The 23984-nt window shown below is 45.6% G+C and carries 24 protein-coding genes and 1 other annotated feature; of the genes, 6 read left to right on the top strand and 18 right to left on the bottom strand.

Translation table 11 applies throughout. The features are described 5' to 3' along the window. Window positions 1-109 precede the first annotated feature (109 nt). Together ACVC9U_RS17870 and pepF are read left to right on the top strand one after the other, a co-directional pair. Window positions 110-379: a GlsB/YeaQ/YmgE family stress response membrane protein gene (locus tag ACVC9U_RS17870; protein WP_017474015.1), complete on the top strand. Its 270-nt coding sequence runs from the start codon at window positions 110-112 to the stop codon at window positions 377-379. A gap of 111 nt (window positions 380-490) precedes the next feature. Continuing rightward, a complete protein-coding gene (gene pepF, locus ACVC9U_RS17875) occupies window positions 491-2326 on the top strand; it encodes an oligoendopeptidase F (RefSeq protein ID WP_048350147.1) in 1836 nt (611 codons plus the stop codon). Window positions 2327-2348: 22 nt separating this feature from the next. Here pepF and ACVC9U_RS17880 read toward each other — a convergent pair whose 3' ends face one another. Further along, entirely contained in the window at window positions 2349-3848 is a 1500-nt protein-coding gene (locus ACVC9U_RS17880) for an amidase (RefSeq protein ID WP_003178655.1), read from the bottom strand. 99 nt (window positions 3849-3947) lie between these two features. Here ACVC9U_RS17880 and ACVC9U_RS17885 point away from each other — a divergent pair, with 99 nt between their 5' ends. Beyond that, window positions 3948-4400 carry a GNAT family N-acetyltransferase gene (locus ACVC9U_RS17885; RefSeq protein ID WP_003178651.1) on the top strand — a complete coding sequence of 151 codons (453 nt, stop codon included), beginning with the start codon at window positions 3948-3950 and terminating at the stop codon, window positions 4398-4400. A 211-nt stretch (window positions 4401-4611) separates the two neighbouring features. Here ACVC9U_RS17885 and ACVC9U_RS17890 read toward each other — a convergent pair whose 3' ends face one another. Continuing rightward, window positions 4612-5787: a M20 family metallopeptidase gene (locus tag ACVC9U_RS17890; protein ID WP_441391363.1), complete on the bottom strand. Its 1176-nt coding sequence runs from the start codon at window positions 5785-5787 to the stop codon at window positions 4612-4614. Window positions 5788-5911: 124 nt separating this feature from the next. Between ACVC9U_RS17890 and ACVC9U_RS17895 the strand changes: the two genes are divergently transcribed. Together ACVC9U_RS17895 and ACVC9U_RS17900 are read left to right on the top strand one after the other, a co-directional pair. Beyond that, window positions 5912-7312 carry a YfcC family protein gene (locus ACVC9U_RS17895; protein WP_003178646.1) on the top strand — a complete coding sequence of 467 codons (1401 nt, stop codon included), beginning with the start codon at window positions 5912-5914 and terminating at the stop codon, window positions 7310-7312. Window positions 7313-7926: 614 nt separating this feature from the next. Continuing rightward, window positions 7927-9003: a DUF4352 domain-containing protein gene (locus ACVC9U_RS17900; RefSeq protein ID WP_003178644.1), complete on the top strand. Its 1077-nt coding sequence runs from the start codon at window positions 7927-7929 to the stop codon at window positions 9001-9003. Window positions 9004-9013: 10 nt separating this feature from the next. Here ACVC9U_RS17900 and ACVC9U_RS17905 read toward each other — a convergent pair whose 3' ends face one another. The 3 genes from ACVC9U_RS17905 to ACVC9U_RS17915 form a co-directional block, all read right to left on the bottom strand. Continuing rightward, window positions 9014-11098: a class I SAM-dependent methyltransferase gene (locus ACVC9U_RS17905; protein ID WP_069500217.1), complete on the bottom strand. Its 2085-nt coding sequence runs from the start codon at window positions 11096-11098 to the stop codon at window positions 9014-9016. Window positions 11099-11185: 87 nt separating this feature from the next. Then, window positions 11186-11926, bottom strand: coding sequence for an SDR family NAD(P)-dependent oxidoreductase (locus tag ACVC9U_RS17910; RefSeq protein WP_003178641.1), 741 nt, complete (start codon window positions 11924-11926; stop codon window positions 11186-11188). A 3-nt stretch (window positions 11927-11929) separates the two neighbouring features. Beyond that, on the bottom strand, window positions 11930-12325 hold the full coding sequence (locus ACVC9U_RS17915; RefSeq protein WP_009330268.1) for a tautomerase family protein: 396 nt from the start codon (window positions 12323-12325) through the stop codon (window positions 11930-11932). Between the two features lie 108 nt (window positions 12326-12433). On the opposite strand from ACVC9U_RS17915, the gene ACVC9U_RS17920 reads away from it, so the two are divergent. After that, window positions 12434-13318 carry a LysR family transcriptional regulator gene (locus ACVC9U_RS17920; RefSeq protein ID WP_069500216.1) on the top strand — a complete coding sequence of 295 codons (885 nt, stop codon included), beginning with the start codon at window positions 12434-12436 and terminating at the stop codon, window positions 13316-13318. Between the two features lie 72 nt (window positions 13319-13390). Here ACVC9U_RS17920 and ACVC9U_RS17925 read toward each other — a convergent pair whose 3' ends face one another. The 13 genes from ACVC9U_RS17925 to ACVC9U_RS17985 all read right to left on the bottom strand — a co-directional run bounded on the left by ACVC9U_RS17925 (window position 13391) and on the right by ACVC9U_RS17985 (window position 23926). Next, window positions 13391-14761, bottom strand: a complete 1371-nt coding sequence (locus ACVC9U_RS17925) for a sensor histidine kinase (RefSeq protein WP_061576417.1) — start codon at window positions 14759-14761, stop codon at window positions 13391-13393. Beyond that, window positions 14752-15414 (bottom strand): response regulator transcription factor, encoded by a 663-nt coding sequence (locus tag ACVC9U_RS17930; RefSeq protein WP_003178632.1) that lies wholly within the window; start codon window positions 15412-15414, stop codon window positions 14752-14754. The genes ACVC9U_RS17925 and ACVC9U_RS17930 overlap by 10 nt, the downstream gene beginning before the upstream one ends. Before the next feature lie 21 nt (window positions 15415-15435). Continuing rightward, complete coding sequence (locus ACVC9U_RS17935; RefSeq protein ID WP_441391364.1) at window positions 15436-16206, bottom strand: lantibiotic immunity ABC transporter MutG family permease subunit; 771 nt, start codon at window positions 16204-16206, stop codon at window positions 15436-15438. Between the two features lies 1 nt (window position 16207). Then, a complete protein-coding gene (locus ACVC9U_RS17940; RefSeq protein ID WP_003178630.1) occupies window positions 16208-16966 on the bottom strand; it encodes a lantibiotic immunity ABC transporter MutE/EpiE family permease subunit in 759 nt (252 codons plus the stop codon). Next, the gene (locus tag ACVC9U_RS17945; RefSeq protein ID WP_011197516.1) at window positions 16963-17679 is read right to left on the bottom strand and encodes a lantibiotic protection ABC transporter ATP-binding protein; all 717 of its coding nucleotides are present in this window, start codon (window positions 17677-17679) and stop codon (window positions 16963-16965) included. The genes ACVC9U_RS17940 and ACVC9U_RS17945 overlap by 4 nt, the downstream gene beginning before the upstream one ends. 125 nt (window positions 17680-17804) lie before the next feature. Next, on the bottom strand, window positions 17805-18872 hold the full coding sequence (locus ACVC9U_RS17950) for a YecA family protein (protein ID WP_441391365.1): 1068 nt from the start codon (window positions 18870-18872) through the stop codon (window positions 17805-17807). A gap of 539 nt (window positions 18873-19411) precedes the next feature. Continuing rightward, entirely contained in the window at window positions 19412-20356 is a 945-nt protein-coding gene (locus tag ACVC9U_RS17955; RefSeq protein ID WP_041817142.1) for a DMT family transporter, read from the bottom strand. Window positions 20357-20375: 19 nt separating this feature from the next. Further along, on the bottom strand, window positions 20376-20537 hold the full coding sequence (locus ACVC9U_RS17960; protein WP_020450020.1) for an anti-TRAP regulator RtpA: 162 nt from the start codon (window positions 20535-20537) through the stop codon (window positions 20376-20378). Between the two features lie 100 nt (window positions 20538-20637). Next, window positions 20638-20896, bottom strand: a binding site (T-box leader). Between the two features lie 58 nt (window positions 20897-20954). Continuing rightward, window positions 20955-21470, bottom strand: a complete 516-nt coding sequence (locus ACVC9U_RS17965; protein WP_020450019.1) for a DUF2812 domain-containing protein — start codon at window positions 21468-21470, stop codon at window positions 20955-20957. Beyond that, entirely contained in the window at window positions 21463-21810 is a 348-nt protein-coding gene (locus ACVC9U_RS17970; protein ID WP_059230724.1) for a PadR family transcriptional regulator, read from the bottom strand. The genes ACVC9U_RS17965 and ACVC9U_RS17970 overlap by 8 nt, the downstream gene beginning before the upstream one ends. 15 nt (window positions 21811-21825) lie before the next feature. Continuing rightward, window positions 21826-22005 carry a hypothetical protein gene (locus tag ACVC9U_RS17975; protein WP_023857771.1) on the bottom strand — a complete coding sequence of 60 codons (180 nt, stop codon included), beginning with the start codon at window positions 22003-22005 and terminating at the stop codon, window positions 21826-21828. A 211-nt stretch (window positions 22006-22216) separates the two neighbouring features. Then, window positions 22217-22969 (bottom strand): MerR family transcriptional regulator, encoded by a 753-nt coding sequence (locus tag ACVC9U_RS17980; RefSeq protein WP_075753695.1) that lies wholly within the window; start codon window positions 22967-22969, stop codon window positions 22217-22219. Window positions 22970-23098: 129 nt separating this feature from the next. After that, window positions 23099-23926: a DUF4885 family protein gene (locus tag ACVC9U_RS17985; protein WP_075753693.1), complete on the bottom strand. Its 828-nt coding sequence runs from the start codon at window positions 23924-23926 to the stop codon at window positions 23099-23101. Between the last annotated feature and the right edge of the window lie 58 nt (window positions 23927-23984).

Below are 23984 nucleotides of genomic sequence, written 5' to 3' on the forward strand. Positions count from 1 at the left end.
TTTGTTCGCCCGAATGGTTTCATTTAGAGAAAATTTGTATATTTATTCACGAATTCCAAAAGATAGGTATAAGGCTGAAAATGTCTAAAAAACAAGGAGGTTTTGTTCAATGTTTGGATTTATTTGGTCATTGATCATCGGCGGAATTTTAGGCTGGCTGGCCGGCCTCATTATCAGACGTGATGTACCCGGAGGAATCATTGGAAATATTATCGCGGGATTTATCGGTTCATGGCTCGGCTCCATGATTTTGGGACGCTGGGGTCCGATGATCGGCGGATTTAATATCATTCCGGCTCTGATCGGTGCGATCATTTTGATTTTCATCGTCAGTCTTGTCATGAGAAGTATGGGCGGACGAAACCGCAATGCTCAATAATGGATGATTTACGACGGTTTCATTAGAAACCGTCGTTTTTTATTTCATTCTGCTGCCGTCTTTTATATAATTAATTAGAAACACGAAATATTTTCAAGGGGAGGCTGTACATTGGAAAAAGTGGCAGAAAAAAGACCGAAGCGCTCTGAGGTGCCGCAGGAACTGACTTGGAATCTTACTGATTTATTTCCTTCTTATGAAGCTTGGGAAGACGCACTTGTGAAAATTGAGGAAGATCTCGTATCCATCGGCTCATTTAAAGGAAGGCTTCACGAAGGAGCTGACGTGTTGCTCGATTGTTTAATGCTGCAGGAAAAACTGCTAGAGCGCCTAGTCCGGGCCGCCGCCTATACTCACCTCAGAAAGTCCGAAGATTTGACAAACCCCGTCAACCAAGCCGACGCTTCAAGGATGGCCGCACTTCAAGCAAAACTAAACGCCGGGCTTTCATTTATCCAATCGGAAATTCTCGAATTCCCCGAAAATCAAGTGGAGACGTACATAAAAAATGAGAAAGGACTGGAGCCTTTCAGCAAAATGCTGTCCGAGATAATGGAGCGCAAGCCGTATAAGCTTGCTCCCGAAACAGAGGAAGCGTTAGCCGTTTTAGGCGAAGTGCATGATGCACCGTACAAAATTTTCGGGATGGCGAAGCTTGCAGATATGCAATTTTCACCGATTCAGGACCGGAACGGCAATGAGTTGGCCAATTCGTTCGCGTTATATGAAGGAAAATACATGTTCTCTCCTGATACGCATATTCGCAGAACCGCCTTTGACTCCTTTACAAATACCCTGCAAACATACAAAAATACCATCGCCGCCGTCTATGAAACAGAAGTCAAAAAACAGGTCGGCATGTCAAGGCTTCGCGGATATCAATCCGCCACCGATATGCTTCTTCAGCCGCAAAGCGTCACGCTCGAAATGTACCACAACCAGCTTGATGTGATTAAAAACGAACTTGCACCTCATATGCGCAAGTATGCCGCCTTGAAAAAACGCGTATTAGACCTCGACGACATGCGCTTCTGCGATTTGCAGGCTCCGCTTGATCACGACTTCAGTCCAAAGACGACTTACGAACAGGCCGGCCGGATGATCTTGGACGCTTTACAAGTGATGGGACCCGAGTACGCGGAAGTCATGGAAACCGCATTGACTGAGCGGTGGGTTGATCTCGCTGACAACATCGGCAAATCCACGGGTGCGTTTTGTTCAAGTCCGTACGGAGTGCATCCCTTCATTTTGATGACATGGACGGATACGATGCGGGACGCCTTTACCCTTGCCCATGAACTCGGTCATGCCGGTCATTTCTACTTGGCAAACCGCAAGCAGCGCATCATGAATGTCAGACCGTCTCTATATTTCATCGAAGCGCCTTCTACAATGAACGAAATGCTTCTCGCCCAGCATTTGTTTTCCAAAACAAATGACCCGAAAATGAAGCGCTGGGTCATCAACCAATTGATGGGCACGTATTACCACAATTTTGTCACCCATCTGCTTGAAGGGGAATATCAGCGGAGAGTCTACGAACTCGCCGAACAAGGGTGCGCACTTACCGCTTCCGTACTGTCTGAACAAACCACCGCCGTGCTGTCCGAATTCTGGGGCAGCGGAGTGAAGCTTGATGAAGGGGCAGGTTTAACATGGATGCGTCAGCCGCACTACTACATGGGGTTATACCCTTACACCTATTCAGCCGGGCTGACAGCATCGACAATCGTCTCGCAGCAAATTAAAGAAGAAGGTCGCCCTGCCGTCGAGAGATGGCTGAACGTTTTAAAAACAGGCGGTACAATGAAACCGCTGGACCTGTTGAAACACGCGGGTGTTGACATGTCGACGGATCAACCGATACGCCAGGCAGTTGCGTATGTCGGAACATTGGTTGACGAGCTCGAAAAACTGTATGATCCAAAAGAAGACCGGCCTGATTAACGGGCGGTCCTCTCTTATACGGTTACAGACTGCCGAGCATTGGATTTCCTTTCATTCCGATCCATAAGTCTGATTGCTCTAATAAATGGGCGGTGCGCAGCAGCCAATGTTCCTTTCCTTTCGGAGCCGTCACTTGAACACCCAGCGGCAAACCTTCATTTGTCAGATGGACCGGGACGCTCATTGCAGGCTGTCCGGTTAAGTTGGCAAGCTGTGTGAATGGTGTATATGTCAAGCTTTTCAAAAACATTTGATAAATCAGCGACTGCTGCTCGATTTTTTCCAGCTCACTCACTTTCAGGAGAGCTTCGGCTTCTTTTTCGGTATGGGTGAGCTCGCCGACCTTTGGAGCGGGGTAAGCCGTTGCCGGGGTCACATACAGATCATAGGTCTCATGAAACGCCGCCATTTGTGCAGCTGCTCGATCCCAGGAAGCAAGGCTTGCTGTAAATTCGGCTGCCGACACTTTTTTGCCTGCTTCATTCAGCACCCATGTGACAATTTCAACGTCCTGAACAGTGATCGCTCTTCCAAGCGTTTTTTCCATTCCAAGAATCATCGCGGAAATTTCACCGCTGTTCATTAAGTAGTAGTTCTCCATTAACCGGATTCCGTCAACGCCGTTCGTCTGCTCTTCGACATGGTGTCCCTGCGCTTCCAGCCATCGAACGGTGCGGCGGACGGCTTGTTTGGCTTCATCGCTGACAGGCGTTCCGACGGGTGATTCTACAGAGAATGCGATTTTCAAAGGGCGCTCCAGCCCTTTTTTCATATCCTCTTCATACTGACCTGGAAATAAAGGCGTTTGAAAAGCGGCTTCAGGCTGAATGGTTTGCAGAATATCCAGGAGCGCCGCGCTGTCCCTGACCGTACGGGACAGCACAAAATCGATCGATGCCCCCTGCCACTGCCGTCCGGCGCCCGGTCCTACAGGCGTTCTGCCCCGGGTCGGTTTCAGACCGAATAGTCCGGTAAAGGAAGCCGGTATCCGGATGGAGCCTCCCCCGTCGCTTGCCCCTGCAAGTGGAACGATTCCGGCCGCCACCGCAGCCGCAGAACCGCCGCTTGAACCCCCGGGTGAATAATCAGTGTTCCAAGGATTTCGCGACGGCCCATACAATTCAGGCTCAGAAATATTTTTTAATCCGTATTCGGGTGTATTCGTCTGTCCGAGAAATAAAAAACCGGCGCCGCGCAATTTCGCGACGAAATTCGAATCGCGCTTTGGTTTATAAGATGAAAGCAGCTTGGCGCCGGCTGTGAGAGGCTCCCCTTTCAACGCTTGGGAAATGTCCTTTAAAAGAATCGGCACCCCGGCAAACGGCTGGTGTCTGATGTCAAGCTGTTTGGATTCAATTTTGACCTGCTCTTTTCTTGTCCGAATGACTGCATTCAGTTCTGGATTGACTTCTTCAAGACGGGAAAAAGCAGCGTCGATTAATTCGTTGACCGTTACTTCCCCATGTTTGATAAGCTTAGATAAAGCAACCGCGTCATGCTTTACATAGTCAGATATATTCATATCAGTACCTCACTTTACTGTTCGCTTGTGCTTACTATTGTGCATGAGCCTTTTGGGGATTTCAACGATTTCTGTTTAGATCAAAAGGAGATGAGTGAAATGAACATTCGGAGATTGCATCCAGAACATGAGCCGCCGCTTGATTTGCTGTTGACGGCAGACCCTTCCGAAAAACTGGTTAACGATTACCTCAAACGGGGACAGTGCTATACAGCCGAAATCGACCGCCGGATTGCCGGTGTCTATGTGCTGCTGCCGACGAGGCCTGAAACGGCAGAGCTCGTCAATATCGCCGTCAAAGAAGATCTGCAGGGAAAAGGAATCGGCAGACAATTGGTTATGCATGCGATTGAAACAGCGAAAGCTCAAGGATTTAAGACGATTGAAATCGGAACCGGGAATTCAAGCATCGGTCAGCTGGCGCTCTATCAAAAATGCGGATTTAGAATCACCGGCATCGACCGGAACTTTTTCCTGAGACATTACGAGAAGCCGATATACGAAAACGGCATGCGCTGCATCGATATGATCCGCTTATCGCTCGACCTGTAAACGACTGTTAGTTTTGGGATTTTGTCATCTTTTCAGCGTGAAACGCAATCCTTGCAGTCTAGAACAGCCAATGTTTGTAATTCCTAGGCACCGGCGCGCAGGCCTGACAACGAATGCGAGGGTTTGTCGACACGCTGAAGCCGCCGGGCTCCCCGGCGGCTTCTCGTCAATATTCATCAAAACAGGACTTGATCGTTTTCGGATCATCCGTTTAGGCCAGCGCCTTTAAAAGGTTGAATTCTTCCTTTATTTTTTTCAGCAGCTCTTCATTGATGAGCACATCATATGCGGTGAATGCCATAGATTTTGCGCCGAGCATCAAGCCTTCGAACCCCCGGCTGCTCATGGCCGCTTCACGAAACTCGGGTGTGTGGCACGCATACGGCTCATCGCAAATTTGCACATAAGGATGAATGGAAGGCGCGATCTGGCTGACATTCCCCATATCAACCGAACCTCCTCCGTCCGCTTTTTCATGAATCGAATCCGGATCGACGCCCAACTCGATCATGTTTTGTGTAAAAGCGTCTGACAGCGTTTCATTTGTTTTCAAATCACCGTAAGACAGCTCATAAAAAGAGCTCTCAAGCCGGGCTCCGGTCGCAAGTGCGGCCGCTTTTGCACAATTTTTCACTTTATCGAGCAGTTCATTGACATAAGCGCGTTCCGTTCCTCTGACGTAAAACTGGGCAACCGCGTAATCCGGCACAACATTCGCCGCTTTCCCTCCCTCCGGAATAATCCCGTGAATCCGGGCATCAGGGAGAATGTGCTGTCTGAGCGCATTAATGCCGTTGAATGTCTGAATGACGGCATCGAGCGCATTGATTCCTTCGTGAGGTGCTCCCGCCGCATGCGAGGCCTTTCCGAAGAATTCGAATTGGATCGCATCCATCGCCAGCGATGTCCCGCTTTTTTCATGCCTGCAATACGGATGAACCATCATAGCGGCGTCCAAGTGATCAAAAACCCCTTGTTCGGCCATGGTTACTTTTCCGCCTTTCGTCTCCTCCGCAGGAGTTCCGTAAACATACACTTTTCCTCCGCACGATGCAATCACTTTGCTGACGCCGATTGCGGCGCCGACCGCCATCGTGCCGATCAAATTGTGCCCGCAGGCATGGCCAAGGTCAGGCAATGCATCATATTCAGCCATAAATCCAATGGAAGGACCGGGACGGCCGCTGTCAAACTCGGCCGTAAACGCCGTCGCAAGGCCGCATGTACCTAATTCCACCTGAAAACCGTGTTTTTTCAGCTCCTCGGACAGAATCTTTGAAGCTTTGAATTCTTCGTGCCCCAGTTCAGGATGATTGCCTATATACTGGCTGATATGCAGCAGCTCTTCACGAATATTTTCGATCTCTTTCTCAATTTGTTTTTTCATAACGGTTCTCCCTTCTCGATTACCGAAAGTTTTTTCCAGGGTTGACAAAGTAAAGCTCATATCCTCAAAATGTTTAAATATATAATTATCTGAATATTAATACATTATAAAGGAGACGAACGGAATGAGCAATGGCACCCCACAGAAAACAAAACTGCACTTCCCACATACTTATGCTTTGATTTTTTTCATTATCATTTTAGCTGCACTGGCTTCATACTTCATTCCATCAGGAGAATTTAAGCGGGTTGAAGAAGACGGCCAAACGGTTATCGTACAAGGGAGCTACAAGCAGACTGACGCAGGTCCGGTCGGTTTTTTCGAGATGTTTAAAGCCATACCGGAGGGCATGATTCAATCGGCGGATATTATTTTTTATATCTTTTTAATAGGCGGAGCTTTTGGCATCATCCATCAGACCGGTATGATTCGCGCCGGTGTCCATGTGCTCGTGCAGCGCTTGAAGAAACGCGGCTTCCTCCTGATCCCCGTCACCATGTTCGTCTTTTCCATCGGAGGCGCAACGATCGGTTTGTCTGAAGAGACGATTATTTTTATTCCGATCGGAATCGCTGTTGCGAGAGCGCTTGGCTATGATTCAATGACAGGGCTGGCGATGATTTCTCTAGGCGCGGCTGCAGGGTTCACCGGCGGCATGTTGAATCCGTTCACAGTCGGAATTGCACAGACAATTGCGGAAGTCCCGGTGTTTAGCGCCTTCGGTTATAGACTGGCCGTTTATGCCGCCATGCTCGGTTTCTCCATTTTTTATGTCATGCGTTATGCTCAACAAGTCAAAGCGCACCCGAATACCGGTTTGATGTATGGAAGCGAAACAGAGATAAATGAAGAGACAGCCGCAGGACACGCTGATCTTTCCTTCACCGGAAGACACGGCCTCGTCCTGCTGATTACAGCATTGGGCTTCGGCATCAATATGTTCGGTGTTTTTCAATGGGGATGGTTTTTAAGCGAGCTGTCGGCCGGCTTTCTCATCATCGGCTTTGCCGCCGGTCTTGCGGGAGGACGCGGCATCAACAACACCTTCCATTCGTTTGTCGACGGCATGAAACAGGTTGTATACGGAGCGCTGATCGTCGGCTTCGCCCGTGCCATCGTCATCGTATTGGAAAACGGACATATTATCGATACGATCATCAACAGCCTTGCTTCAGCAATCAGCTCGCTTCCGAATGAAATCAGCGCCATCGGCATGTTCGCCGTACAAATCGCGATTAACACGTTTATTCCATCCGGAAGCGGACAGGCAGCCACAACGATGCCGCTTATGGCGCCTCTGGCCGATTTATTGGGATTCGAACGTCAGATTGCCGTATTCGCTTATCAATACGGAGATGGGATCACCAACTCAATCATCCCGACCTCCGGCGTATTGATGGCTTCACTGTCAATCGCAGGCGTCCCTTATGAACGCTGGGTCAAGTTTGTCTGGAAGCTGATCGCAGGCTGGATTATCATCGGCGCCGCTGCGATTGTTATCGCTATGATAATTGGTATTAAGTAAACATCCGGTCCACAATATGCAGCCGGTGCCCCCGGCTGCATTCCCCCATATATGCCTCCATCTCTCTGACTATAGAAAAGCCTTACACCATCAAAACCGCCGTTTCTAAGACAATTGATCTACTAAATTTTAAGCTCAGGTTAAGGAAACCCGAAAACGGGACTTTTTATTCACTATGGCCCAAATTTGAAATTCACCAACATAAGGGCGTCTCCTAAACAAAATACTTATATTTTTAACCTGATCTGACCAGGATCTAAAGTAAAAAATGGATAAACCTCAATTAAATGCACCGAAGTGCATGTCATTAGTTTTAGTCTCTTCTTACTATCCAAAGTTTGAAAACATGCCTAATCCTGCAAATCATTGACCAAAATTAGTATTTAACACCTATTTATTAATGATTCTTCAAACCTTAAAATGAGTGATGTTGTTTCTGTTTTTTTAAAGAAACTAAGGAAAAAGGAAGAATTATAATCAAATTTTCACTGTTAGATAAATGAAATGACCGGGACTTGAGTAAGATTTGTCCCGATGAAGGGCCTTTATGCCCTGGCCGCCTCATTCTTTTCATTTACATAACATTGAAAAAAATAATAAAAAGGAGACAGACCATGCGAAGTAAAAAGTTTTTTCTGATGATGCTTTTGATGATTGTAGCAGTCGTGTCAACAGCCTGCGGAGGCAGCAAAAGCGCGAGCGGAGAGAAAGAAGATACGAAAAAAGCAGATAATGCAGAAGTTAAAATCCTAAGCTCCGAATATACGCTTCCTGATGATTCATCAACAAACCTGCACGAAAATGAACTTATACTAAAGATCAATGTTTCCGTGAAAAATACAGGGAAAGAACCATTAATGGTTGATAAAAGCCAATTCAGCCTTTACGAAGGCGACTCAAAAATGTCGGACGTCAGCGTATATGATGAAAGAAACAAAAGGCTTCGCTCTTCGACGCTGAATTCTGACAAAGAAGTCGACGGAAATATCTATTACATCGTTGAAAAAGGCAAAAAGTTTCAGCTTGAATACACACCTGACATGTACGGTGAAAATAAAGCCGATCCTGTCAAATTCGAGATCGACGGCGGCAGCGACGAATTACTGAAAACGGCCAAAAAACTTGAAGATCCGGCAAAAGCTTTGCTAGCTTACACAGACGTAACGATTTTCGGCAAAGACAATAATAACTTTGATAAACTGGTCGACGAAAACAAACGTGAAGTCGTTACCGATTACCTTGAAGGCGCTCAAAAATCTATCGTTCGCTCTTTAGGATATTATGATGAAGAAGATGTGGATAAAAAGAAATTGAATAAACTGATCAGCGCCATCCAAAACGCCTATCAAGAAAAATCTCAAGTCAAAGCAGTTACAAAATCAATTTCAGGCGATGAAGCAACTGTTGAGGCAACCGTTACGCCAATCGATAATACAGATGTCCAAAAGAAAGTGAAGAAAAGACTGGAAGACTATGTGAAAGACAGCGGCAAAGACTTCATGTCCAGAGATGAATTGATCAATCCTGCGATTGACATCATGAGTGAAGAAATCAAAAAAGCAGAGGCGACTTCAAGTGAGAAAACCGTTGAAGTCAAACTTGAAAAATCAAAAAATGACAAATGGAAAATTGATGCTGATAATTACAAGACCGAACAATACTTCTCAAGCTTCCTTAAAAGCAACAACTAAAAAAAGCACCCTAGAGGTGCTTTTTTTCAATTACAATAAAACAAGTGCTGTCCGGCAGCGGCACACGCCGGCCGAGCCGGTCTGTCAGCTCGATTTTAGGGTAAAGGTGTTCTTCATATCCTTCCTGCACATAGTGTTCGAACACCAGAATGTTCGCACGTTCCCCTAATTCTTTCTCGATACAGCGGCGGAATTCAGACGGCGTAAAATAGCCGAACTGCTCCTGCACTTCATGCGGATAGGCTTCTTCTCCCCATGTATATGTATAGAGGAATTCCATTGCATCATTCACAAACAGTACAGCCGCGTCCTTCTCAGCCTCAAGCATTTGCACCTTTCTCCCTTTAAAATCATGGACATACCGCTTCAAGAAATCCATTCCATCCGGGTCTTTAAACCGTATCCGCCGCGTTTCCTCTTTGTTTTCGGTCATGATTCCGTCCCTGATGATGATTCTGCCTCCCGGCTTCAGAATGTCAAAGGAGCTTTTTAACGCTTGGGCAATGACGAGATGATTAAATTTTTTCCCTTCATACGGAATGTATGAAAACAATTCGTGCAATATCGATGAGAATACGATGGTGTCGACGCTTTCCTGCTCAAAGTACTCAGGCAGGTTCAATGCATCAGCCTGTTTCACATGCCAGGGCTTATGTTCGCGCACTTTTCTTTTTTGGAGCTCCTCAATGACATTGACGGAAAGGTCGATTCCGATGACCTCTGCTTCTGGATGCTGGTCTGTCAGCAAATCAAGCATCACGCCGCCTCCGGCTCCGATGTCGAGCATTCTTTCTCCAACGGCATAATCGGCAATCTTCTTTTTATAATCTTCAGCACCGTTCATATCAGACAGATAAGCCGCTTCATTTTGCAGCCGGTCAAACGAATCCTTGCGAAACTCAAAAAAATCATAAAGCAGCACGATCGCCCGTTCATATAAAGGCGATTTCTCCGCTTCCTGGCAAAATTCAATCAGCTTCAGTCCTGCCTGCGAAAATGAAAACGTGACGCCGACAATCTCAGAAGCCTGATCAAACGGCTGAACAGCAAGCGAAACGTGTTCATTTACAGGCACCTCGCCGTAAAGCAAATCGCTGATCGACATCTCTTTTAAGCACGCTTCGATAATTCGTTTTTTATAAACATTTATATGCCTCACACCCTGGTAATCACGGTACATGTCCTTCATCAGCGGCTCAAAGCTGATGTGCTTGACTGATAAAGGGTTGACAGAACGAAGCACGAGCAGAAAGATTTTGACAAACTCTTCAAAACTGAATGATGACAAGGCGGATTCCACATACCATAAATCAATCCGCTGAAAGAAGCGTCTCAGCGTATCTTCCGCCGAATGCTCCCTCAAAAACCGCTCGTACCGGCTGCTGTCTTCACCGGAATCGAGCGCTTGTCCCCGCAGTTTTCTGATCCTTTCCGCAAACGGCCAGTCTTTATTTCTTTCTCCTGTGCAGATTTGGCCGATTACCCGGTTCACGTCTCGTTCTATCGAATCCCAAAGCGCCGGCGATACCGCTTCAATGATACATTTGTTCAGCACGTATAGAACCCGCCTGATATCGATGTGCTGAAGTTCAGATGTTTCAATCCAATCGATAAGAGGAGTGAATTGGCGATACCTTGTTTCCCCGCGGATATACTGTCCGACGAGTCCATGCGTCACAATCAAAATATGGATGAGTTCTTCAATATCCTGCCGTTCCGGCATGTACGCCTGTCTTCGATCAGCATAAATCTGCGCCGACCCGATATTATGGATCGCAAGCTGAAAACCTTTTTCACGCCATTCCTTTCTTTTATGAGGCTGGCCGCACTTAGCCGCTTCACTCCATATGAGAACCTCTTCAATGATTTCTTTTTCCAGCTCAGGAATGTCAGCTTTCTCCAAAATGGAGAGCGTCTGTTCAACATAAAGAAAAACGGGATTCTGAGGCATGTTCTCTAGCGAAGAAATCCGCTCCAGGTTGATATTTTGCTCTTCAGTTAAAACGAGATACTTCAGCCATTCGGCATCCCGCAAAACATGATAATCCCCGTTTTTTACTTTTTCAATGGCTTCTAACGATTGTAAACGCCTCATACGTTCTTCCCTCTTTTTTCTATTTCGATATGATTTATCATAAGGTAAATGGTTTCATATAGAAATAGGATAATAGGCTTATAATCGCTATAATGTTTGACCGCAGTCAGCCGTTAAGATTTGGCCTGTAACTGTTTCTTGTTCGAGCAGCGCACAAATGAGCAAGGCGATATCTTCCGGTTCCGCTATCCGCTCAAGCGGGAGCTTTTGGCTGAGCCGCTTCATTTTCTCTTCATTCCCCTCCCACCATCTCGTTGATACCGCGCCCGGTGCCACACAGCTGACTCTAATATCAGGAGCAAGCGCATGCGCCAATGATTTCGTCAGACCGTGGACCGCCGCTTTTGATACGGCATAGGGTAACGAAGAGCCTGAACCGGTAAGCCCGGCGATGCTGCCGACATTTACGATGGCGCCTTGTTTATTTCGCTTCATAAAAGGTGCCGCCGCTCTCGCACAATTAAACATCCCTTTGACATTTACCGCATACAGTTCATCCCAGACTTCTTCAGAAGCCCCTTCCAAGTCATCAAGCTCGATATGCCTGGTGATGCTTGCATTGTTGACGAGCAGATCGACGGTACCGAACTCGCCCACCGCCCGATCAAACATGTCTTGAACTTCACTGATCTTAGAAACATCGGCTTTCACCGCGAGCGCGCGGCCGCCTTGACTTTCAATCATTCCAACCGTCTCTTCAGCCTCCGCTTTGGAACGCGAATAGTTGACAACAACCGCTGCCCCTCGGTTTGCCAAAGAGAGCGATACCGCTCTGCCGATCCCTGTGCCGCCTCCTGTGACAAGGGCTGTTTTATTTTTCATTTCCATTTTTCAACGCTCCCTTTCAACTGATGCAAGCTGTGCTGTTCCATTCCCAAACGACCAGTTCTCTTTCACGTTTTCGGCTGCAATGATCATGACGTCCTCTTGGCGGATGCCGGCGTTTTTTTGCAAACGCTCTGCAATGCGTTGGTACAGAGCCAGCTTTTTTTCGATCGGTCTCTCTTTCATTGTGATGTGAATATAAATCAAATCCTTCGTCCGTTTGATGTTCATATAGCTAGGATCGAAAAAGAACTCTTCCTCATCGTGCTGGGTGATGACCTGAAAATAATCGTCTTCCGGAACATCGATCGCCTCCGTCATCGCCTGGTGAACTGATCTGCTGATCCGGCGAAGCTCTTCCTTTGATCTTCCTTTTAAAAGATCCATCCTGACAAATGGCATATATTCATTCCTCCTTTGTATTGTTTAATAGTGTATAACGGTTATATCATTTTGTATAATTGAATCATTTGAAGGTTTCATTCAATTTTATTGAACTTAGGTGATGGGATGGATTTCAAAACGTTAAAGACGTTTCATAAAATCGTGGCTTGCGGAAGCTTTAACCGCGCGGCTGAAGAACTGAATTATGCGCAGTCCACGGTCACAATGCAAATCAAAAAGCTCGAGGAAGACCTCGGCATTCGTTTGCTCGAGAGGGGGAAAACATTCCGTCTGACTGAAGCCGGCAGGCTTTTTTTTGAAGAAAGCAGACATATTGTCAAGGATATAGATCACCTTCAACATCATATGGCCGACTTATTGCTTGGCGAAGGGGGAAATATCCGCCTTGGAGCGGTCGAACCGATCGCGAGCTGTGAATTGCCCCAGATTTTGGGGAGATTTTTAGCGGATTATCCGAAGATCCGGGTTTCCGTTGATATCGCCAACTCGTCGGTATTGGGGGAACGGCTGGTTCAAGGAAGCCTGGATCTTGCCGTCTGTTCGACTCCGGCAATGGGAACAGATCTTTATTTTGAACCGCTTTATGCTGAAGAACTCGTAGTGCTGCTCCCTGAGGGACACCCCGCCGGAAACAATGAACGCATTCATCTGAAAGATATTAGGGAGCACCGCCTGCTGATTACGGCCAACAATTGCACCTACCGGAAGAAAGTCGAAATCGCGTTTCAAGAGCTGCCGGGGAGCCAAATGAACACGATGGAGATCGGAAGCATGACAGCTTTGAAAAACTATGTTGCCGCAGGACTCGGCGTTGCCCTGATTCCGAAAAGCATCGTTTCCCCTCCTCCTCCCGGAACGATTGTCCGGTTTATCGACGATGACCCGATCAGCGTAACCTTCGGCATCCTTTGCAAAACCGCGGCGTTTCCGCTGAAACAGGCTGATACAAAGCTGTACCAATATTTGAAACAGGAACTTGGAGAACCGTAAAAAACCTTCCCGGCCGATGCCGGAAGGTTTTTGATTATGAGAATGACGAGATATGGAAATGATGATCTGGTCTCAGAGGGGGATGGTCACTTGTACCTGTCCGCCTCCTGCTTCGCTGTTTTTAATCGCCAAATCGCCTTGATGAAGCTTAACAACACGAAGTGCAAAGGTAAGTCCCATCCCGTAATGACCATTCGATGTCCGGGCTTTATCTTCCATATAGAAAAGCTCGGCAGCTTTCTGCAGGCCGTCTTGAGAAAACCCTTTTCCGCTGTCAGTGATTGTGAAAATCAATTGATCAGCCGTACACACAGCTTCAAAATCGATTCTCCCGCCTTCTGGTGTGTGATCTGCGGCGTTCGTCATGATGTTCATCAACGCTCGGTGAAGCAGCTGTTTGTCAAACACTGCTTTTTTTCCTTCAAGGTTCTGCTCCTTCAACACAATGTCAATCGATTTGTTCCCTATATATGCTTCAGTCTCATGGAGAACACTTTCGACTAGCGTTTTCACAGCGCCTTCTCTGTACTCGGTATGTAATGCTTCCTCAGTTTTTGAGAGATGGATTAATTGGTCAATGTACTGATCGATTTTTTGCCCCGCGTCAAGGATGTATCTGATATATTCCGACTGCTCTTGATTTTGCGGAGATAAGCTCAGCAACTCCGCATTTCCTTTGATGATGGTCATTGGAATTTTAATATCATGAGCCAATGCGCCGATCTGTTCTTTTTTCGTTTTCTCTAAATGCCACTGCGCCCGTAGGGAGGCTTGGAGGGCATTCCTCATGTCCATCAGGGAACTGATTACATGATCAAATTCCTTAATATTCGAGAACTCCGGAGTAAAATTTAAATTCTGTTTTTTAATTTGCTCGGCAATGGTGTTTAAAGTTTGAAAATGTTCTTTTAATCTGTTTGCAAATCGGGTTGTCACCGTAAAAACGACCGTAATTAAAAGAAGAACGATGATGCATATGCTTGTCAGCTCATAGTTCGGGAGAAACCGTCTCAGCAGTGGAGACCGAAACTCAGCGCGCAAAGGATACTCCAATACACAATACTCGTCTTTGCGTTCGATAATCATATAGCCTTTTTGACTAAAGCTGACATAAGGCCTGCTCTCTATCTTTTTCCGTACAATCGAAAGATTCGTCTCTTTCATGTTTCCCGCTGTCTTTTGTTTCGACTTTTTGTCCAGTATGGCGTACAGCATTGTATCCGGTATCATGTCTTCCGTTATCTGTTCAGCCGATTGAAGCCTGGGCTTAAGCTTTTCAGCTTCGATTTCATTGTAGTTGGCAGGATAAAACAGCCCTGCATTCATTCCTATCATATTGACCAAAACATATAAAGCCGTGATCGCGATCAGGCTGAAGCTCAAAGTGAGCATATATTTGATCAGTTCTCTGCGCAGTGTCTTTTTTTTGCGGATTATTCCCATCTGTATCCTACGCCCCATACCGTTTTGATCGGATCTCTATTGTGTTCTTTGCATTTTTTCCGAATCGTGCGGATAAATTCGGTTATCGTCGAATATAAAGCATTGCCTTCCAGCCCGTATACATGATCATAAATTTCTTCTCTTGTAAAGGTTCGTCCTTTATGCTGAGCCAATAGCTCACATATTTTAAATTCATTTTTTGTTAAATTCAGCTTTTGATCATGAATAAATACTTCTTTGCTGTCAAAGTGAAATAAAAAACCGGAAATCACCCGTTTAGTCTCGTATTTCTCTCTTCTTTCCCTTCTCAGGTGTGCATTTACTCTTGCACTGAGCTCAAGAACGCCGAAGGGTTTTGAAATATAGTCGTCTCCCCCAGTCAGGAGGCCTTTAACGATGGCCTCTTCCTCCGTCTTAGCGGTGAGAAACAGGATCGGACAATCTACCAGCGGCCGGATTTTCTCGCATAATTCAAACCCGTCCATCCCCGGCATCATCACATCAAGCAAAATTAAATCATACCCTGAAAACACGTCGAGAGATTCGGTGTTAACTTGACTTAGCGTATGAACTTGATGCTGATCGCGGCGCAAAATATTTTGTATGAGTACAAGAATATCTTTCTCATCATCTACTGCCAAAATTTTCGCCACTTGCTGACCACCCTTTTTTCATTATTCAAAAGCTTTTCTTCCTTCCCAGCGGATAAACCAAATGATGCTTAGAGCGAATACAGCTATTATAGCAAACACCATGATGAAAGCCCCCTGCTTGATTTCCCCATCTAGAACAGAGCGGAGAGACGGATCAATTTGGACAAATCGGTCAATCCCCTTATACCCTGTCAGCCTGATTCCCCATGCCCAGGGATTATATTTCCAAATGACATCGCCCAATCCCGTGTTCATCAGCGCTGTCATCAAAAGGCCTGCCCCGCCTGCTAAAATCGAAGCCCCCATTCCGAATGTACAGCTGATCAAAAAGTATATGAAATAAAGTGTGACACTTCCGGCTGCCAGCCATGCCCCAGCCTCTAAAAAAAGGGAGCTTGGCAGGTTCGGCACATGAAAAAGAGCTCTGAGCCCCAATAAGTAGAGTCCAATAGCCAAGAATACCGCAAAAATGTTCATGATCAGAAGCAGCGTGACTTTGCTTAAATAAGCCGTTAATTTGGGAGCCGTGCCGCCCAACAGCACTTGAAAACGGCCTGCCTGCTCCTCTAAGGAAGCCGTCATTCCGCACACAATTCCAATCAGAAGCGGCAATGCAATCGCAATGGCTTCAAAATACGTGCGATATAATTGATATAGATCGGGCTGTCTGTTATAGAAATAAAGCAGAAAAACACCCGCACAGATAACCGGAACACTCAAGTGAAGCCAAATAAAAGACGTACGCTTTGTTTTTTGAAAATCAGCCGCCAGGCATCTGAAAAATAACAACAAATTAAACCGCCTCCCGTTTTATCGATTTGCGATCAACGGCAGGAGAAAAAGACCGCCTAGTCAGACGCGCCAAAATAGCAAATAACAGAACAGATAGAACAACAGCCGGAGGAACGACTGCCCAGCTCGTTAAAGGATCGCCATTCTCAAGAGGCACACCGTTTGGATGGATGCCAATTGTCGGGCACATGACCCTGATCGGCCAGCTCCAAGGATTCAGCCACCAAAAAGGGCTTGATGCCGACATGATGCCCAATATGATAGTGCCCAGCATATTGAACAAAACGGCAGATATAAACCCGTACTTTCGCGCTATCCATAAACAGACGGGGATCTCCCATAGTGTCGTGAGCCAAAGCAGCAGATTCGCGGCAATGACTGTCAAATGAATGCTCGAAAATTGAGGAATGACAAACTGCATCCCAACCATGAATCCTAAAAAAACAGCTTGAGATGCTAAAGAATAGAGCGCAATGACGCTTATTTTTGCATACCAAATCTGATGCAAATCTACAGGAGAAGAAAAAATGCCGTTATAATTCGACGCTTTCTTTTCTTTCTGGTGTGATTGTGCACAAAGCAAGGCGATCATGACCGGCATTAAGATGACAGACCACCAATTATACGTACCTGCTACAAAAAATCCCGGATTCATTAAAAAGGCGAAGCAAATATTAATCAAAGGCACAATGAAGATCATTTTTCTCGAAAATGTTCTTTTAAACTTCAGGTTTTCCGCTTTTACATAATATCCGATCACTTTTCTCCGCCCTCTTTCTCCCGCGTTGATTTGACAACATCCATAAAAAGCCGCTCAAGATCGTCTCCCTTATTGATTTTCCCCTGATATCCGAGATACCCTCCGCTGATAATCCCGATATGGTCTGCGATCTGCTCGACTTCCGATAAAATGTGGCTTGATAAAATGACCGTCATCCCCTGTTCGGGAAATGACCTGATGAGTTCCCTCAACTCTTGTATACCGATCGGATCAAGACCGTTAGTAGGCTCATCAAGTATGAGTAGTTTAGGGCGATTTAAAAGAGCGATGGCGATCCCCAGCCTCTGCCTCATCCCCATAGAAAACTGCCCCGCCTTTTTCTTTCCGGTATGATGCATATCAACAGTTTTAAGCACCTCTGTTATTCTCGCATCTGGAAGGCCCAATAATGCGGCATGCACCTTGGCATTCTCGTAGGCTGTTAAATTATCATACAGAGGCGGGGATTCTATTAAAGAACCGATGTCTTTTAATACGGACCTTTTCCATTGCCGCCCCTCAAACAAAATATCCCCGGCAGTTGGGTTTAAGATTCCGGTTAAAAGTTTTAAAGTCGTTGATTTTCCTGCTCCATTCGGTCCAAGCAATCCGTAAATACTGTTCTTTTCAACTGACAATGAGACGTCTGAGACCGCTTGCGATCTTCCGAACTTTTTTTGAAGATGCCTTGTTTCCAGTAGAATTGTACTCATCATAATCTCTCCTTGTTTGATCTGATCGTACCGATATCTTAAAATATCTTTCTCAAGATTTAATCAGAATCAAACGCAAAAAACCTTCCGGTTCCCCGGAAGGTTTAGCAGTTGTGTGAGCTTTTTTAAGATGGCATAAGCTCAAGATGATGGTCAAGTTCATCCTGCAGGACGGCTTCAATATCTTTAAAACGATTCGATACGGTCGAAGCGCTGACGCCGTATTTTTTTGCAAGCTTTGCTTGGGATATCGATTTTTCCGATTTGGAGATCGTATTGATAAAATACTCCAAAGCAGCTGCAAAGGCTTCTGTTTTTTTGATGACCGGTGCTTTTTTGGCACAATACGATTTCCAAAGGCCGACCGCCCAGGACACAAATGGTTCAGAATGTCCTTCGTCAAGCATACCTTTCTCAAAAACGAGCGCTGTTTCTTTTTCCATCTCATTGGCCCATTCGATGTCTTCGGACACTTGTTCAGACGGTGTACTCTCTTCCTGCCGGCAAAGATGCATTAACACATGATGGAAATCCTCTCTCATCAGCTGCTCTTTCGTCCCGCCTTCTTCTGTAAAACGGTTCAAAGCCTCGCTTAGCCTGTCTTTGAGAGCATCCGCCATTTTTGCAGGATAGATGGTGAATTGCAAGAAGAACTCGGTATGGCTTCCGATCTTGATCGGAAAGCCGAGCACGTACTCGCCTACAAAAGGCCCTTCCCGTTTCACATTCATCCTCACGGTCAGCTCTTCATTCGTTACAGCATCCTCAAAGCGAATGCCGCCATCTGTTATATGTTTCACACGCAGCAACGCAGGGGAGAGGTCTTTCCACGATTGAACGGCTTCCTTTGTCTGCGATCTGAGAATCGAAGATCCTTTTTTCTGTAAAAAGTCTTCAAAAATCGTCAATCCTCCATCTGCCAGCGGGCGGGCAAATACTCCCCACACGCCCAGGTTAAAAACACATATCTTTTGTGCAGACTGTTCCAAGTCTGACAGAAAAGAATACTGATTAAGAAATTGATCGATTGTGTCTTTATGTTCCGTAAAAGCGAATTCCATGACGTCTTTCTGGATTTGTTTCAATTCCTGCACCGCGACAGCCGGAAACGCTCCCTCCGCTTTGCCGCAGCATTTTTTATATTTCAGCCCGCTGCCGCAGGGGCAAGGCATATTTCTCTTTACTTTTCCCACGTTTAAACCTCCGTATCTTATACTACAACTTATTTATTTTATCAAAACTTTCAGGAGGGGGAAATCCGATAATGAAAATCAGTATGATTTAGCTGAAAAGTAAAATTTTATAAAAGAGGACAAATAGAAAAAAAGACTATAAAATGGTTAGTTCTGTGTTTTTATCATCCATTTATGACAGAGGGTGTTATACATTTTGCAATACGCTGGTTTTTGGGTTAGAGCGGGTGCATGGTTGATCGATTGTGTATTGGCGGTCAGATTACACTTTTCATCCGCATTGATTTGGAGACGGATCTCCTGAGGTCGGTGCAACAGCACTGCTGGTATACGTTTTGTATCCGCTTTTGATGCCGCTGACAAAGCTCCGATGCACATTGGAAAAGCACTTTTTAGACTGATGATACAGGCCGACGGATGAAGCTATGGCAGGCTTTCGTGCGCTACTTCGTCTCATGGGTCATGAAAACAGGCGACACTGAGTAAACGATCTTTATGTATTTAAGTGCATACAGAAAAAGGGATATAAATCCCTTTTTCTATTTCCGGTATTCCAGCAGACTGATGGTCAGGAGCACAAGGAAGCACCCCAGCCACTGAATGGATGTTAAACGTTCGTTTAAAAACAAAACACCTCCGAAGATGGTAAGAACGGGGCCGATCATAGAAATGACGGCTCCCCGCTCCGCTCCTATCCGCTTCATGCCTTCCAGCATGAATAAAAAAGGAATGACCGTCGTCACCGCCGCAATGATCATAAAAAAACCATACATTGCGGGAGGATAAGAAAGCAGGATTCCCGGCTGTTTTCCTGTTGCGCGAAACAGCGCATAACCGGCCATCGCAAGACTTGCCGCCGACATTCCATAGGCATTCATCCGAATCCCGCCGATTTGACGGACAAGGCTTCCCGCCACAACAAGATAAACCGCATAGGCGACAGCGGACAATAAGATCAAAAAAGCTCCTGACAGGTTCGCTTCAAATGCTTGCACATCCCATCCGCCGACAGCCAAGAACAGCCCGGCATTCACAAGCAAGATGGCAGCAAACGTTTGACCCGAGATCATTTTTTTATTTACAAAGGCAGTGATGATCAATACGAACATGGGATAGCTCATCACAATCATCCGTTCAACGATTGCCGAAACATCATGAAGGCCGATAAAATCAAGCAATGGCGACAGAAAAAAACAAAGCAATCCGGCCGCATAAGCTTTAAAAATCTCCGCTTTTTCTGGTTTAGCCGGAAGCTTTGAACGATACACAACAAAAATCAACCAAAACAGCGGCGCCGCAAATAATTGCCGGTACAACAGCACCGCTTCCGGCTGTGCACCTTGTTCATAAGCCCATTTGACAAAAATGGATTTTGAAGCAAAACACATCGTCCCAAAGACCATAAAAACGACCCCGGCCGCTTTTCGAACGCCGCTTTGAATATGGCCGCTCTGCTCAGCTGTACTCTTCTCTGCTCGACTCAACTCGTATCACCCGTCCTTTTTATTCGTGGATATGTTTTTTTATAAAATGGAGCAATGTGCTTCCCTGGGCCGTCAAAATCACACCTTTTCCCAAACATTTTGGACAAGGCTCCGGCTCTTCTCTTCCGCTTCCATTGCAATTTGGACATGTCGTTTCCAAATCGTCCGTTGCAATCACCATTTACCATCACACCTCCGTTTCCGTTTAACATGATGCGGCCACTCCGGCCAGCCTTCCTCCATGGCCACCACCTCCTTAAAAATACAAAAAACCCCCGTCACAAAAGGACGAGGGTCTCGCGGTACCACCTTTATTAATCGCATCAACGATTCGCTTGGAACATACGGAAAGGGAACAGTCAGCCCTTTCGATACGCTTCTCTTGATAACGGAGAGAACTATCCCGGCTTCGCCTACTGTCCGTTTCAGCGAAGCGATTCAGAAGCCCATTCGGCGTCAGAAGGGCATCGGTTCACACCAGCCACCGACTCTCTTAAACCCATGCTCTGACACGTACTTGCTCTTCCTCAATATCGTTTAACCGTACATGATTTGTAAAAAATATATTACTCTGAAAATTAGCAAGTGTCAATCAGCATTAAATTCTTGTTTTTTTACGAACCTTTAATATACACACGGTCAACAGACACAAAACAAGGAGATTGAATGCTGCTATCCAATAAAAATATCCAGGGATGCCTATGACGAGAAGCGGTAGTCCCAAGCTGAGAAATACACTGGCAAATGCAGCATACAGCACTTTTAGTAAGCCATTATATTTTTCTGCTTCAGATTCGCGGTCTGTATAAATCGCATTTGTTTGAACTTGACTGGGATCAGCCGCAAAGTAATGCCAATTTAAAAACTGTGTCACATGCTTCCAGCCTGCATCCTCGTATATATGAATATATTCTTCCTGATCCAGGTTTGATGTTGTCTTATAGTCGAGCCGATATACTGTATTGCTTGGTTTTGTCTTTTCAAATATATAGATAAATAAAAAGAAGGACTTTAACATCCACCCCTGTTTTGCCATTTCATTCAGCCAGTTCTCCTCCTTCCGGTCTTGCCAAGCAAGAAAAAAACGGAATTTACGCTTTCTTTTTTTACTCATGACTTGTATCTCCCTCTTTTTGAAAAATAGATTGACTGATCGCCACTAATTTGGATAGGCGTTTAAATTCGAGTTCAATCACCTGCCATCCTTCATTCGTTAAAATATACTGCTTTCGCCGATTATCGCCGGATTCGCCTTCCTTTCTAATGAGCCCCTGCTTTTCGAGTTTGCTTAATGCACCATAAAGAGTGCCAGGCCCTAGTTTGACCTCACCCTCACTCATGCTCTCAACCCTTTGCATAATGCCGTAGCCATGTAGTGGTTGAGTTAATGACAATAATATGTAATACGTAGCCTGCGTAAGCGGTAAATAGCTTTCCACCGTTTTTTTCTTCACTTTTCGCACCTCATTTTAAGTATGGCGTTTTTCATTTATATATCTCATGAGCAGTACAACACCTATTAGATTGAAAATGATGCTGCCGCCAAGAGCTAGTCCCCACCATACACCGTTTATTCCTGATAAAATCGCTAAATTTAATAAAAAAATTCCGCTCAAAACAAATAACATCCCGGTAAAGTGTGTATTCAAATCATTCGCCTCCTTATTTTACATCGCCTTACGATATATCGACTTACGATATAATAACATATTAGAAGATTCGACACAAATCAAACACAGCATTTACCCTGCAAATCAAATAAGTGAGCACAGGCTATTGCCCAAAAGGAATAGCTCACATTAAAATTAAAAAAACCGCCTAAAAGGTCATTTCACAACCTTATCAGGCGGTTTCCAGCGATTATTCCTTATTCCTGTCAGCAAACACCGTCATGGCGTCGCACATGAACTTCGCCAAGCCGGCGCCGTATTGATCGATGTTTTTCGTAAAGCGCTCGTCAGCGACATACATTTGTCCCAGACCTTTGAAAGCTTCAAGCGAATAGCTGTGGCCGGTGTTATTGTTCAGAAAGTCGTACCAATCCTTTATAGCCGCCTGCGCTTCTTCTGAGTCAGGGGCGCCTTCTCTGAGGGCGGCGATTTTTCTGTAAATGGCATCATATTGCTGTTCCATTTTTTTTCGTTCATCTTCGGACATTGATTCGATAAAGGTCTTCGATTTATCGACGGCTTCATCGCCCCAGCGTTCCCGTGCTTCTTCCTCATACGGGTTTTGACTGAAATCAAATCCCGCGAACTTTTCCTCGTTTGTCATGTTGATTTCTCCTTTCGCGAATTGGATCGTTTTATCGATTGTCGCAATCATTTGGTCAAGCCGGCTTCTTTTCTCCAGCAGCGCTTTGCGATGGAGCTGAAGCGCCTCATTCCTGTCAAATGAAGGGTTCTCAAGAATGCTTTTAATCTTTTTTAAAGGGAAGTCAAGCTCTCTGAAAAACAGGATTTGCTGCAGCTTTTCCAGATCGTCATCTGAATACAGCCGATATCCGGCTTCGGTTGTCTCCGATGGAGCTAATAATCCGATTTCATCATAATGATGCAGTGTGCGCACACTGATGCCGACTAAGTCGGCCACTTCCTTTACTTTCATTTTCATTAATCTGACCTCCCTTCGATATTGACTATAAAGTATCCCGCAACGTAAGGGTCAATGCGAAATTTTAAATTTTTTTGCGCAATTTTTTATACAAACAAAAAACCCGGCAAAATCGCTTTGCCAGGTCTTTTAAGAATTGTTCAGCAAGACTTCTTTTAGAAACGGATCATCCAGCCACTCGTTCAGCTGGCCCGCGGAGAATCCTTTTGATACATTGAGATCGATGAGCGTTCCGCCGGCATAGCCGAAAGAAGCCGATCTGTCCGCAATGGTGTCCGGCCCTTTCGCCAGAACATTCTTCAGCTTCTTCAGCATGTTTTGAAAGCTCTTCTCCAAGTCGCTTTTCGGGTCTTTGGCAGATTCAATCACTCTGATGAGCCTCTCATTTCCGCCTTCAAGCTCTCCTTTTTCATCCAAACTGACATCAGCCAAAGACAGACCGGCAATCGTTTTCAAAAACTCATTCACATGCCATTTTTCATAAGCTTCTTTATCCAACGGCGTTCCATTTTGTTCACCGATCAGTTCCGCATGGCTCAACAGACGCGCGCCAAACCGTTTATCACTGTCATTTAAAACGGTTTCGATCCGGGTTCTTTTTTGTTCGTCTTCGATGCCTTCAACTGTAATCCGGTTATGTCCGTCAACATGCAATGTCAGATGCTCACTCTCGGAAAGAGAAATTCCGCTCTCGCGCAGCGTCTCATCGATCTGGCTGTTCAAACGCTGCCTGTCCACATAAAGATTATAGATCTCAAATTGAACGCCGTTCATTTGTGATCGTAATGACGGTGCATTTTTTTGAGCCGCTTCAGCCTGTTTGCTGATGGAGAGGGTGTCTGTTTGACTGGCGGCCATCCTCTTGGAGCCTTTGGTCTTGGCCGGCATCTCTGCGGCGGCAGGCTTCATCAGCTGCTCGGAATAAAGCGAAAGTTTTACCCTGTCTCTAATATTCATGGGAGCTCCTTTCATGCCAATTACATTCTATTACTTTTTATATCGGCCGGAATTTGGA

The organism is Bacillus sp. GM2 (assembly GCF_056155945.1).